Genomic DNA, 12,317 nt, shown 5'->3' with positions numbered 1-12,317 from the left:
CGGATGCCCCGGCCCGATTCCACAGGCGGCTCGATCGGCCGCACAGTTCGAGGCCGGTTGTCCACAGTTATCCACAGGTTCTGCACACGTGTGGAAATCGACGGAATCCGTTCGATCCGTCGAACGCGGGTGGGCGCGGCGGCGTGTCGGAGGCGGTGACACTCGGCGGACGTGGGTCTCGATACGCCGCCGCGCGGCTACTCGACCAGCAAGGGAGCGGTCGCGATCGTTCGACTAGCGGAAGGGACTCCTGCTGATCGAGTAGCGCCTGCAGGGCGCGTATCGAGATCCCCGTCATCAGGAGGGCGGGTCTCGATACGCCGCTCCGCGGCAACTCGACCACAGGAAGGGCTGTGCGACTGCTGGGTCAGCGGAGAGAAGGCTGCGCCGGCTAGCGGTTCGTCTTGATGCGGGTGGTCAGCTCGGTGACCTGGTTGTAGATGCTGCGGCGCTCCTTCATGAGCTCCGAGATCTTCTTGTTCGCGTACATGACCGTCGTGTGGTCGCGGTTGCCGAACAGCTGGCCGATCTTGGGCAGCGACAGGTTCGTCAGCTCCCGGCACAGGTACATCGCGATCTGACGCGCGGTGGCCACGGCCTGCGAGCGGGACGAGCCGTAGAGGTCGTCGACCGTCAGCTTGAAGTAGTCGGCGGTGTGATTGATGATGTCGACCGGCGAGATGACGTTGTCCTCGTCGAGCGTGATCAGATCCTTGAGCACCGTCTGCACGAGCGACATGTCGACGGGCGTGCGGTTCAGGCTGGCGAACGCGGTGACGCGGATCAGCGTCCCCTCGAGCTCGCGGATGTTGCTCGACACCTTCGACGCCATGAACTCGAGGATGTCGTCCGGCACGAGCAGCTTCTCGCTGACCGCCTTCTTGCGGAGGATCGCGATGCGCGTCTCGAGGTCGGGCGCCTGCACGTCGGTGATGAGGCCCCACTCGAAGCGCGAGCGCATGCGGTCCTCGAAGCCGGTGAGCGCTTTGGGCGGCAGATCCGACGTGATCACGACCTGCTTGTTGTGATCGTGCAGCTGGTTGAACGTGTGGAAGAAGGCCTCCTGCGTCTCGGCCTTCCCCTGCAGGAACTGGATGTCGTCGATCAGGAGGATGTCGACGTTGCGGTACCGGCCGTGGAACGCGTTGCCCCGGTTGTTCGCGATCGAGTTGATGAAGTCGTTCGTGAACTCCTCGGAGGAGACGTACCGCACCCGGATGCCGGGGTAGAGGCTCATCGCGTAGTGGCCGATGGCGTGGAGGAGGTGGGTCTTGCCGAGGCCGGAGTCGCCGTAGACGAAGAGCGGGTTGTACGCCTTCGCGGGGGCCTCGGCGACAGCGACCGCTGCGGCGTGGGCGAAGCGGTTGGAGCCTCCGATGACGAAGTTGTCGAAGCTGTACTTCGGGTTGAGCCTCGTGTCGGTGGCCGGCACGGTCCGCATCTCGTCGACCGAGCGCACGGGGGCGAGGGAGGGGGAGGAGGCGGTGATCGGCTCGAACGGGTTCATCGACTCGGACGAGGTCGGCGAACTCAGTGGCTCGTGCTCGATGTCGGGGTTCACCACGAAGGCGAAGGTCGAGACCCCGAAGGAGTCGTCGAGCGTGCCGATCGCGCTGAGCAGCGGCACCCGCACGCGCTGCTCGAGCATGCCGCGGGTGAACTCGTTCGGGACCTCGAGGTAGAAGGTGCCCGCCATGATGCCCTTGGGCTCCACCAGTGAGACGAATCCGTACAGCGGAGCGGTGATGCGCTCGTCCTGCGAGAGGGCCCCGAGGATCACCTTCCACGCGTCGACGATCGACGTGTCCTCTGGCATCTGTCTCCGGTCCTCGGTCGCTGTCGACATCCTGTGCGCCCTGCGGCGTCGTTCACGACGGCGAACCCGCGGTTCCGTCGGCCGTCCGGACCCTTCGGGGGACGGACGTCTTCCACAGGGTCTTCCACAGGGGGGAGCCGATGCCAGCGCGGACGCGGGCACGAGCCGTCTCGGCCTGTGGATAACTGCGGCTCAACACGGTAACGAAGGAGCCGACGGGAGACAAATCCACCACAGGGGCCTCCGCGTGTCAATGCGCGGAACGCGCCTCGTGCACGGGCAGAATCGAGGTTTCGGCCGCACCGTATTTGACCGGTGACGGGAGAGGCCGTAGTTTTAATCAGTTGACGCCTGCCCGGGGTCGCACGGTCGGTCCTCACGGACGGCGCCGGATCGGAGCCGGGCACCCTTTCTTCCCGGGGAACCGGGGCACCGCTCCGGCGGACGCCCCGCTGGTACCGAGGAACACGTACGTGGAGATTGAACTATGAGCAAGCGAACCTTCCAGCCGAACAACCGTCGTCGCGCCAAGGTGCACGGCTTCCGTCTGCGCATGCGCACCCGCGCCGGCCGCGGCATCCTGAGCGCGCGTCGCGCCAAGGGCCGCACCGAGCTCTCGGCGTAGAGCCCAGCGGTACCGACCAGCGGTGCTGGCCAGAGCCAATCGCATCGTCCGAGGTGACGAGTACCGGACAGTCGTCCGTCGCGGTGTGCGGTCCACAGGACCGCACACCGTCACGTATGTCCGGAGGTCCTCTTCGGCGACTCCCCCGCGGTTCGGCTTCATCGTGGCCAAGTCCGTCGGGTCGGCCGTGACGCGCAACACCGTTCGCCGCCGCCTCAAGGCGATCGCGTTCGAACTGGTCGGGCAGACCGACCACGGCACCGACGTCGTGATCCGCGCGCTGCCCAGCAGCGCGACCGCTCCCTGGTCGGAGCTGCGCCGCGAGGTCGTGGGCGCGATGACGCGGAACCCGCGCTCCGCCCGGGTCGCCGAGGTCCGCTCGTGACCACCTCCGTCCTCGACCGTCCGCTCTCGTGGCCGGTCCGGGTGGCGTGGGGCGTGCTCCTGCTCCCCCGGAACATCGGGATCCTGCTGCTGCTCGTCTACCGAGCGGTCGTCTCCCCTCTGTACGGGGACGTCTGCCGCTACTACCCCTCGTGCTCCGCGTACGCGCTGCAGGCGGTCCAGCTCCACGGACTCGTCCTCGGCTCCGTCCTCGCTGCTCGTCGTCTTCTCCGCTGCCACCCGTGGGCGGCCGGCGGGGTCGACGACGTACCGACCTCGATCCCTCTGCACCGGCCGGCTCCGGGCCGCATCCGCTTCGCTGTGACGCGATTCGGATTCGTCGCGGGCCCTCGAAAGGACTGACCCCTCCCATGGACCTCCTCGGCACGATCCTCTGGCCCCTCAAATGGGCTGTCGAGCTGATCCTCGTCGCCTTCCATCAGCTGCTGACGCTGACCGGTATGGAGGCGGCGGCCGGCATCACCTGGGTGCTGTCGATCGTGGGCCTCGTCCTCGTCATCCGCGCCGCTCTGATCCCGATCTTCGTGAAGCAGATCAAGAGCCAGCGCCGCATGATGGAGGTGGCGCCGCAACTGAAGAAGATCCAGGACAAGTACAAGGGCAAGCGCGACCAGCTCTCCCGCGAGGCGATGTCCCGCGAGACCATGGAGCTCTACAAGAAGACGGGCACCAACCCGCTCGCCTCGTGCCTGCCCCTGCTGATCCAGATGCCGATCTTCTTCAGCCTGTTCTCGGTGCTGAACGACGCCCAGCGGAGCGAGCGGGGCGTCGGACCCCTCGACGCGGCCCTCGCTCGTCAGTTCGGCGAGGCGAACCTCTTCGGCATCGCCCCGCTGCACCAGTCCATCCAGGGCGCCCTGCAGGAGGGTGGCCAGGAGCTCGTCGTCATCATCGCCGTCGTGATGGTCGTCCTGATGACGGCTTCGCAGTTCATCACCCAGCTGCAGATCGTCTCGAAGAACATGTCGCCCGAGGCCAAGGCCTCGCCGACCTTCAAGCAGCAGCGGATCCTGCTCTACATCCTCCCCCTCGTGTTCGCCTTCTCGGGCTTCGCGTTCCCCCTCGGCGTCATGTTCTACTGGCTGACCTCGAACATCTGGACGATGATCCAGCAGTTCATCGTCATCCGGAACATGCCCACCCCCGGCAGCGAGGCCGCCAAGGCCCGTGAGGAGCGACTGCGCCGCAAGGGCAAGCTCGTCGAGGAGACCAACGTCGCGGGCGAGACCACCCTGGTGGAGAAGAAGGTCGTGCAGCGTCAGCAGCCCGTCGGCAAGAACCGCGCCAAGAAGCAAGCCGGAAAGAAGTAGGACCGCCATGACCGACCAGACGCAGACCACTCCGGCCCTCGCGCCGTCGTTCGACGAGGCCCCCCTGCCCGCCGAGGCGCCGGCCGCTGCCGCCGTTCCGACGGTGGAGGGCGACGCTCCCGCATCGACTCTGGCCCAGCTCGAGGACGAGGGAGACGTCGCCGCGGACTACATCGAGGAGTTCCTCGACATCTGCGATCTCGACGGCGACATCGACATCGAGGTGCGCAACGGCCGCGCCTACCTGTCGGTCACGGCGACCGGCGACACCAACCTCCGGGTCCTGTCGCGCCCGGACGCGGTCCAGGCCCTGCAGGAGCTGACGCGCCTCGCGGTGCAGACGAAGACGGGTGCCTTCTCGCGCCTCATCCTCGACATCGGCGGCTCGCGGGACGCCCGCGAGAACGAGCTCGCCCAGCTCGTCGACCGCGCCATCGAGCGCATCGAGGAGGGCGCGACGTCGGCGTCGCTCCCCCCGATGTCGTCCTACGAGCGCAAGCTGGTGCACGACATGGTGGGCGAGCGCGGTTTCGTGTCGGAGTCGCGTGGCGAGGCGCGCGAGCGCCACACCGTCATCACCCGCGGCTGATCGCCGTGGAGCCGACCCTCGAGGCCGAGCCTGAGGCCGCTGCGGCGATCGCGGGCGATCGGCTGCCGGTCCTCCGTGCGTTCACGGAGTCGCTGGCTGCGCAGGGTGAGGAGCGCGGTCTGATCGGCCCACTCGAGCTCCCCCGCCTGTGGACCAGACACGTGCTCAACAGCGCGCTGGTGGCCCCTCTGCTGCGTCCGGGGCTGGTGGGTGATGTCGGCAGTGGGGCCGGCCTTCCCGGGCTCGTGCTGGGCATCGTGCGGCCGGACGTGCGGTTCGTGCTGATCGAGCCCATGGAGCGGCGCATCGTATGGCTCCGCGAGCAGGTTGCGGAGCTCGGACTCGAGAATGTCTCAGTTGTTCGGGCCCGCGCTGAGGAGGTGCGACTCGAGGAACCGCTGGATCAGGTCACGGCCAGGGCCGTCAGTGCGCTGTCGAAGCTGATCCCTCTCACCGCACCGCTGCTCCGCCCCGGCGGCGAGCTCGTCCTGCTGAAGGGCGTCAACGCCGAGAAGGAGATCGCGGCCGCCGAGAAGGTTCTCCGTCGATTCCGGGTGTCTCCTCCCGAGGTCGTGGTGCTGGGCGACGGCGTGCTCTCCGAGGTCACGCGCGTGGTCCGGGCTACAGTGGGTTGATCCGCCGACCTCGCAGATGATCCGTTCCGGATCCTCGATCGTCGGCCCCGGTGGCACCCGCCCTGATCCGATTGCCGAGCGAAGGTTTCACGTGAAACGACCCGATTCCGATGTGGCCGGACAGTCCGGGGGATTCGACGCCTCCACTCCCCTGGCCCGCGAGATCGCCGACATGACCCGCCGGCGCGCGTTGCTGAATGCTCAACCGCTGCCGAAGCCGGAGTCGACGCGTGTCATCACCATCTCGAACCAGAAGGGCGGGGTCGGCAAGACGACCACGACCGTGAACCTGGCGGCCGGGTTGGCGCGGGGCGACGCGAAGGTCCTGGTCATCGACCTCGATCCTCAGGGCAACGCCTCGACCGCACTCGGGATCGAGCACCGGGCGGACACCCGCAGCGTGTACGACGTCATCGTCAACGACACTCCCCTCGCGGAGGTCGTTCAGAAGAGCCCTGAGTTCGACTCGCTCTACGGGGTGCCGGCGACGATCCACCTCGCCGGCGCCGAGATCGAGCTCGTCTCTCTCGTCGCCCGCGAGCAGCGTCTTCGCCGAGCGCTCGACAAGATGCTCGAGAAGATGGAGGAGCCCTTCGACTACGTGTTCATCGACTGCCCGCCGTCACTCGGGTTGCTGACGATCAACGCCTTCGTTGCGGCGCGGGAAGTGCTGATCCCCATCCAGTGCGAGTACTACGCGCTCGAAGGACTCAGCCAGCTGCTGAAGAACATCGACCTGATCGAGCGGCACCTGAACCCGAACCTCGGGGTGTCGACGATCCTGCTCACCATGTTCGACGGCCGCACGAACCTCTCCCACCAGGTCGCGGCCGACGTGCGTGAGCACTTCCCCAAGGAGGTCCTGAGGGCGGTCATCCCCCGGAACGTCCGCATCTCCGAGGCGCCGAGCTACGGGCAGAGCGTGATCAGCTACGACCCGCAGTCGTCAGGATCGCTGGCGTACCTCGAAGCCGCGGCGGAACTCGCGCGGCGGGGCGCACGGAAGGTCGAGAACACCGAGAACGAAGGGCAGGCACGCTGATGGCGACGAAGCGGACTGGACTGGGCCGGGGCATCGGCTCGCTCATCCCGACCAGCGATGAGACGCGCGCGCGTCCGGTCGATGTGTTCTTCCCCGACCAGAAAGTCGACGTCGAGTCGGCGGACGATCTGCTCGACGTGCCGGGCGCGCGGCTCGCACGACTCCCCCTCGAGGACATCGTGCCGAACGCGGCTCAGCCTCGGACGGTCTTCGATCAGGACGACCTCGCCGAACTGATCCACAGCGTGCGGGAGTACGGGGTTCTGCAGCCGATCGTGGTGCGGCCGGTCTCCGGCCGTGGTGGTGCGAAGTTCGAGCTGGTGATGGGGGAGCGCCGATTCCGGGCCTCCCAGGCGGCCGGGCTGACGACGATCCCTGCGGTCATCAAGGACACCGCGGACGAGAACATGCTGCGCGATGCGCTGCTCGAGAACCTGCACCGGGCGGAACTGAACCCGCTCGAAGAGGCGTCGGCGTATCAGCAGCTGCTCAGCGACTTCGGGATCACGCAGGAGGCTCTCGCCACTCGCCTGGGCCGATCCCGCCCGCAGATCTCGAACACGCTGCGCCTCCTGCGTCTTCCGTCCGACGTGCAGTCTCGTGTCGCCGCCGGAGTCCTCACTGCCGGCCATGCTCGAGCGGTACTCTCGCTCGATGACGTCGAGCTGATGCGGCGTCTCGCGGACAAGATCGTGAACGAGGACCTCTCTGTGCGCGCGGCAGAGGCCGCCGCCGCACAGATGAAGGCTCCGCGTAGTGCGGTTCGCCCGGCGCCGGAAGAGCGTGGCGGCCATGTGGGACACCTGAGCTCGATCGCGGATCACCTCGGAGACCGGCTGAACACTCGCGTGAAGGTCACCTTGGGTGCTCGCAAGGGCCAGATGGTGATCGACTTCGCGACCATCCAGGATCTGAACCGCATTCTTGCCGAGATCGGCGAGCCGTCTGAAGTGTCGCTCGCGCCGTAGGTCGCTGTGATGTTTCACGTGGAACGCCCCGGAGTGATCTACTCCGGGGCGTTCTCGCGTTGAGAGAAGAGCGATCTGAGCCGTCTTTTCGCCGAGGACAGGTTTGGGCTGTTAATATCCATACGCCGCGCTGCGCGGGCTACTTGATCAGCGACTACTCGTCACTTCCGCCGTTTCACGTGAAACGGTGGAGAAAACTCCGTCACTGTCGTCGTCGCGCAATCTCACTTGGCTGCATCGCGAGTCTTCACCTCGACAGCCACGCTGCGCGGACTACTCGCTCAGAGATCTCGTGTGTTTCAGGTGAAACGGCGGAGTCCGCTTCATCACGATTGTTGTCGCGTTGCCTGGCTGAGCCGTATCCGCGGGTGGATCTACTAGAAAGGACTCCCGCCTCCTCGCTGGTCGAGTAGCCCCGAGGGGGCGTATCGAGACCCAAGTCTCCCAGAAGATCCGTCTCGTCCCTGCCCTGCGTCGGCGCCGAAGGCGCCCCTGCGCCCGGTGCGCGAGCTCTTCGACCAGCAAGTACTGAAGAATTGCCGCCCGGCGGTATGCACGGCGCACGGCTCGTGGCCTCGGCTACAAATGGAGCCGTTCACTCCCGTCTTCGGTGGAGCGCGACGCGATCACGTTTCACGTGAAACCCTTGGCACGGGATCATCTCCGCGGGTTGCTGCCGCTGTGCCATTCGACTGCTGCGGCGCGGATCGTTTCTCGTGCGCCGATCTCGATCGGCCTGCTGCGTGTCTAGTCGGACAGTGGCTGCAGGACACTTTCGATCTTCTCTCAAGGAGTTCCAGGCCGAGTGCAGCGGTCAGTGCAGAGGCGAGATCGAAGAGGGCTGGCACGGCAAAGCGTTTCACGTGAAACGCTCGACAAGCAGGTATCAGATGCGCGCGGTATGTCCGAGTATCGCGCAGTGCGCCAGAGTCGAATAGACGTCGCCGAGATAGCGGCCGGAGGCCTCGATGGCCTGGGGGACGAGGGACGTCTCGGTCAGGCCGGGGATGACATTCGCATCGAAGAACCAGGGATGACCATCGGCGTCGATGACGAAGTCGATCCGGGAGAGATCCCGGAGTCCGAGGAACCGGTGAACAGCGACGGCCGCGGCGGAGACTTCGGTGAGTGCCTCAGGAGCGACGCGCGCAGGAACGTAGAAGCGGGTCTCCCCAGCCGTGTAGCGCGCGTCGAACGTGTACACGCCTCCGATCGGCTCGATCTCGATCACGGGAAGAGCGACCGGGCCGTCTCCGAGGTCGAGGACACCGACCGCCACTTCCGTCCCATGGACGCGCTCCTCGATCAGGACGACGTCACCGTAGGTGTAGGCGCTGACCATGGCTCGTGAGAGGTCGCCGTCGGCGTCGACGATGCTGACCCCCTGAGCGGAACCGCCTTGAGCCGGCTTGACCACCAGATCGCCGGTCAGATGAGATCGCACCTGCGCGAGGATGGCTGTGGCGCCGAGCTCGCGGAATGTGTCGCGGGGGAGGGTGAGGGAGCGCGGTGTGAGGATCCCCGCTCGCGCTACCAGGGTCTTCGCGGTCGGCTTGAACCAGGCGAGCCGCGCGGCGTCGGCGTCGGATCCCACGTAGGGCAGACCGGCGGCCTCGAGCAACCCCAGCAGCGCTCCGTCTTCTCCGCTGGCTCCGTGGACCGCAGGCCAGACGAGGTCCGGGCGAGCATCGGCCAGGAACGGGAGCAGATCCGCATCCGGTTCGCGAGTGGTCACGCGGTGCCCGAGCGCGGCGAGTCGGTCGGCGACACGACGCCCCGACCGGAGGGATACGTCCCGCTCATGGCTGATACCGCCGCTCACGACGACGATGTCGAGGGAGTCGTCGGACGTGCGGAAACTGGTCATGATCAGGCCTTTTGTTGAAGATTGGGCGGTCAGGAGACCGTCGGGGGCAGGCTGACGACCGTCTGCTCGTCCGGGGAAGTGCGCATCGGCTTCGTGTCGGCGAAAGTCGACAGGAGATCGCGCTCGCCGTCGATGACCGTGGCGAGCCGCCGGATCCCGTCACCGATCCGCTCGGGAGTCGGATAGCAGAAGGAGAGACGGATGTTCTGTCGGCCGTCGCCGTTGCCGAAGAAGGCGGTCCCGGGGGTGTAGGCCACCAGTTCCTTCACGGCCCGGGGGAGCATCGCCTTGGAGTCGAGCTCGTCCGGCAGCGTGAGCCAGACATAGAAGCCTCCGTTGGGGTTCGTCCAGGTGAGCGAGGGCAGATGAGTCTCGAGCCCGCGCAGCATCGCCTCCTTGCGCTCGCGGTAGACACCGCGGAACGTGTCGATCTGCGCTTTCCAGTCCGCGGTGGCGAGGTACTTCGAGATGACCAGCTGACTGAAGGAGGACGGGCTGAGCACCGCGGCCTCGTTGGCGAGGATGAGCTTCTCGCGGATGGCGTGCGGCGCCAGCGCCCAGCCGACACGGAAGCCGGGAGCGAGGGTCTTCGAGAAGGTCCCGAGATAGATGACACCATCGTCCTCGAGCGACCGCATCGCCTTCGGCGGGACGTCCTCGAAGTAGAGGAGTCCGTACGGGTTGTCCTCGAGCACGAGGATCCCCTCGCTCTTGCAGATCTCGAGGATCTCGACTCGTCGGTCCCAGCTCAGCGTGACGCCGGCCGGGTTGTGGAAGGTCGGGATGGTGTAGAGGAACTTGATGGTCCTCCCCTGCCCCCGGACCCGAGCGATGCGCTCGCGGAGGGACTCCGGGATCAGGCCGTGCTCGTCCATGGCGACGTGCTCGATGTCGGCCTGGTACGAGCGGAAGATGACCATCGCGGTGACGTAGCTGGGCCCTTCGGAGAGGACGACGTCCCCCGGGTCGAGGAAGATCTTCGAGACGAGCTCCAGGGCGTGCTGAGAACCCGTGGTGACGACCACGTCGTCAGCGCTGGCCGAGATGCCTTCGAGGGCCATCACCTCGAGGATCTGCTCGCGCAGGACGGGAACGCCCTGTCCCGAGCCGTATTGCAGCGCGACCGGGCCCTGCTCGCGCATCACCGAGTCGATCGCCCCCGTGACGAGATCCTGCGGGAGGGCGGACACGAACGGCATGCCTCCCGCGAGCGAGACCACCTCGGGGCGCGAGGCGACCGCGAACAGGGCTCGGACCTCGCTGGCGGCCAGACCGGCCGTCCGCTCCGCATAGGAGTCGTACCAGGGGTCGAGGTTGGTGCCGCGGTTGATCACGATGTCGTCGTTCCGGTCGTCGAATGGAGGCCCGGCCGTTCGACCGGGTCCGTCCACACTATCCGGCGACTGTTCCGCCGAAGCGGGGCCGGTCGACTCCACTCCGCTGTCGGTGGCCCGAGCTGTTTCACGTGAAACAGCACGAAGCCCCCGCCCGAAGGGGCGAGGGCTCCGTGGATCCGACTCGGCCGGATCAGAGGATCGCGTGGATCAGAGGAATGCGGCCAGGTCGGCCTCCAGGGCCGGCTTCGGCTTGGCGCCGATGACGGTCTTGACGACCTCGCCCTTCTGGTAGACCTTCATCGCGGGGATCGAGGTGATCTGGTACTTCGCGGCGGTCTGCGGGTTCTCGTCGACGTTCAGCTTGACGATCTCGATCTTGTCGCCGTGCTCGGCCGAGATCTGGTCGAGGATCGGCGAGACCATGCGGCACGGGCCGCACCACTCGGCCCAGAAGTCGACGAGGACGGTCTTCTCGGAGTCGAGGACGTCGGACTGGAACGAGGCGTCGGTGACGCTCTTCGCGGTGGACATGGTTTCTCCTTCGCGAACCGGTCGAGCCGGTTCCACTGGTGTTGACCGGGGGGTCAGCGGGTGATGAGTTCAGCCTCGACCGAGGCGGCCACCTGGGGTGCCCCCTCGGTGTGGGCGGTGCCATCGGCGAGCGCAGCGAGGTAGTGCTCCGCGTCGAGGGCTGCGACCGTTCCGGATGCGGCGGCGGTGACGGCCTGACGGTAGGTCGGGTCGATCACGTCGCCCGCGGCGAAGACGCCGGGAACGGAGGTCTGGGAGGAGCGGCCGACCACCGAGATGGTGCCGTCGGTCGTCAGGTCGAGCTTGCCGTGGACGACGTGCGTCCGCGGGTCGTTGCCGATCGCGATGAAGAGACCGTCGATGTCGAGGGCGCTCTCGGTGCCGTCGACCGTGTCGCGCAGCTTCACTCCGGTGACGTGGTTCTCACCGCGGATGCCGACGACCTCGGCGTTCCACACGAACTCGATCTTCTCGTTGTCGTGGGCACGCTTCTGCATGACCTTCGAGGCGCGGAGCGTGTCCTTGCGGTGGATGACGTAGACCTTCTCGGCGAACTTGGTGAGGAAGGTGGCCTCCTCCATCGCGGAGTCTCCGCCGCCCACGACGGCGATCGTCTTGCCCTTGAAGAAGAAGCCGTCGCAGGTCGCGCACCATGAGACACCGTGTCCCGACAGGCGCTCCTCGTCGTGCAGGCCGAGCTTGCGGTAGGCCGAGCCCGTCGCCACGACGACGGTCTTCGCCTCGATGCTCTCGCCCGATCCGAGGTGGACGGTCTTGGTCTCGCCCTCGAGGTCGAGGGAGGTGACGTCGTCGTAGTAGGTCGTCGCTCCGAAGCGCTCGGCCTGGGCCTGCATGGAGGCCATGAGCTCGGGCCCGAGGACACCGTTCGGGAAGCCCGGGAAGTTCTCGACCTCGGTGGTGTTCATCAGGTCGCCGCCGATCTCGACCGAGGAGGCGACCACGATCGGCTTCAGGTCGGCGCGGGCCGCGTAGATGGCGGCAGTCCAGCCGGCGGGGCCGGATCCGATGATGACGATGTCGCGCACGGCAACTCCTCGAGGTCTGTGCTGAGCGGGTGCTGGTGGGAGACGGCGCCCCAGGGGCGCTGTCGTGATGCTGAACGGTCGTGCGGAGCCCGGATCCGGTCGCTCGGTCGTTCCCCGGCTCCACGGGCTACAACACATCCTAGGCG

Annotated in this window: 13 protein-coding genes; 8 read left to right on the top strand and 5 right to left on the bottom strand. The window is 66.9% G+C overall.

Features of this window, described 5'->3' with window-relative positions:
* Positions 1-391: 391 nt before the first annotated feature.
* A complete protein-coding gene (gene dnaA / locus LRG51_RS11795; protein WP_442966665.1) occupies positions 392-1,696 on the bottom strand; it encodes a chromosomal replication initiator protein DnaA in 1,305 nt (434 codons plus the stop codon).
* Positions 1,697-2,303: 607 nt separating this feature from the next.
* Here dnaA and rpmH point away from each other — a divergent pair.
* The 8 genes from rpmH (at position 2,304) to LRG51_RS11755 (ending at position 7,390) form a co-directional block, all read left to right on the top strand.
* Positions 2,304-2,441 (top strand): 50S ribosomal protein L34, encoded by a 138-nt coding sequence (gene rpmH, locus LRG51_RS11790; RefSeq protein WP_055784512.1) that lies wholly within the window; start codon positions 2,304-2,306, stop codon positions 2,439-2,441.
* Between the two features lie 22 nt (positions 2,442-2,463).
* Positions 2,464-2,826, top strand: coding sequence for a ribonuclease P protein component (gene rnpA, locus LRG51_RS11785; RefSeq protein WP_055784515.1), 363 nt, complete (start codon positions 2,464-2,466; stop codon positions 2,824-2,826).
* Complete coding sequence (gene yidD / locus LRG51_RS11780) at positions 2,823-3,188, top strand: membrane protein insertion efficiency factor YidD (protein WP_055784517.1); 366 nt, start codon at positions 2,823-2,825, stop codon at positions 3,186-3,188. The genes rnpA and yidD overlap by 4 nt, the downstream gene beginning before the upstream one ends.
* A gap of 8 nt (positions 3,189-3,196) precedes the next feature.
* Entirely contained in the window at positions 3,197-4,156 is a 960-nt protein-coding gene (gene yidC, locus LRG51_RS11775) for a membrane protein insertase YidC (protein ID WP_055784520.1), read from the top strand.
* A 7-nt stretch (positions 4,157-4,163) separates the two neighbouring features.
* Entirely contained in the window at positions 4,164-4,745 is a 582-nt protein-coding gene (locus LRG51_RS11770) for a Jag family protein (RefSeq protein ID WP_082480871.1), read from the top strand.
* A complete protein-coding gene (rsmG, locus tag LRG51_RS11765; RefSeq protein ID WP_442966664.1) occupies positions 4,745-5,380 on the top strand; it encodes a 16S rRNA (guanine(527)-N(7))-methyltransferase RsmG in 636 nt (211 codons plus the stop codon). The genes LRG51_RS11770 and rsmG overlap by 1 nt, the downstream gene beginning before the upstream one ends.
* A gap of 91 nt (positions 5,381-5,471) precedes the next feature.
* Entirely contained in the window at positions 5,472-6,422 is a 951-nt protein-coding gene (locus LRG51_RS11760) for a ParA family protein (RefSeq protein WP_329958734.1), read from the top strand.
* Positions 6,422-7,390, top strand: a complete 969-nt coding sequence (locus LRG51_RS11755; RefSeq protein WP_230672863.1) for a ParB/RepB/Spo0J family partition protein — start codon at positions 6,422-6,424, stop codon at positions 7,388-7,390. The genes LRG51_RS11760 and LRG51_RS11755 overlap by 1 nt, the downstream gene beginning before the upstream one ends.
* Before the next feature lie 886 nt (positions 7,391-8,276).
* On the opposite strand, the gene LRG51_RS11750 is transcribed toward LRG51_RS11755, so the two are convergent.
* From LRG51_RS11750 to trxB, 4 genes are all read right to left on the bottom strand, one after another.
* Positions 8,277-9,257: a D-alanine--D-alanine ligase family protein gene (locus LRG51_RS11750; RefSeq protein WP_230672862.1), complete on the bottom strand. Its 981-nt coding sequence runs from the start codon at positions 9,255-9,257 to the stop codon at positions 8,277-8,279.
* Between the two features lie 29 nt (positions 9,258-9,286).
* Complete coding sequence (locus LRG51_RS11745; protein WP_230673119.1) at positions 9,287-10,588, bottom strand: aminotransferase-like domain-containing protein; 1,302 nt, start codon at positions 10,586-10,588, stop codon at positions 9,287-9,289.
* 213 nt (positions 10,589-10,801) lie between these two features.
* Positions 10,802-11,125 carry a thioredoxin gene (trxA, locus tag LRG51_RS11740; protein ID WP_055784535.1) on the bottom strand — a complete coding sequence of 108 codons (324 nt, stop codon included), beginning with the start codon at positions 11,123-11,125 and terminating at the stop codon, positions 10,802-10,804.
* 53 nt (positions 11,126-11,178) lie between these two features.
* On the bottom strand, positions 11,179-12,171 hold the full coding sequence (gene trxB, locus LRG51_RS11735; protein ID WP_230672861.1) for a thioredoxin-disulfide reductase: 993 nt from the start codon (positions 12,169-12,171) through the stop codon (positions 11,179-11,181).
* Positions 12,172-12,317: the final 146 nt, after the last annotated feature.

The organism is Rathayibacter sp. Leaf248 (assembly GCF_920939495.1).
GTDB classification, from domain to species: Bacteria; Actinomycetota; Actinomycetes; order Actinomycetales; family Microbacteriaceae; genus Rathayibacter; species Rathayibacter caricis.
Note: the sequence above shows the minus strand (reverse complement) of the source record. Positions and strands in the feature narration are given on the sequence as shown.

Coding starts and splice junctions, on each gene's coding strand:
- dnaA (WP_442966665.1), bottom strand. CDS start 1,696: ATGGCGGGCACCTTCTACCTCGAGGTCCCGAACGAGTTCACCCGCGGC.
- rpmH (WP_055784512.1), top strand. CDS start 2,304: ATGAGCAAGCGAACCTTCCAGCCGAACAACCGTCGTCGCGCCAAGGTG.
- yidC (WP_055784520.1), top strand. CDS start 3,197: ATGGACCTCCTCGGCACGATCCTCTGGCCCCTCAAATGGGCTGTCGAG.
- LRG51_RS11770 (WP_082480871.1), top strand. CDS start 4,164: ATGACCGACCAGACGCAGACCACTCCGGCCCTCGCGCCGTCGTTCGAC.
- LRG51_RS11755 (WP_230672863.1), top strand. CDS start 6,422: ATGGCGACGAAGCGGACTGGACTGGGCCGGGGCATCGGCTCGCTCATC.
- LRG51_RS11750 (WP_230672862.1), bottom strand. CDS start 9,257: ATGACCAGTTTCCGCACGTCCGACGACTCCCTCGACATCGTCGTCGTG.
- trxA (WP_055784535.1), bottom strand. CDS start 11,125: ATGTCCACCGCGAAGAGCGTCACCGACGCCTCGTTCCAGTCCGACGTC.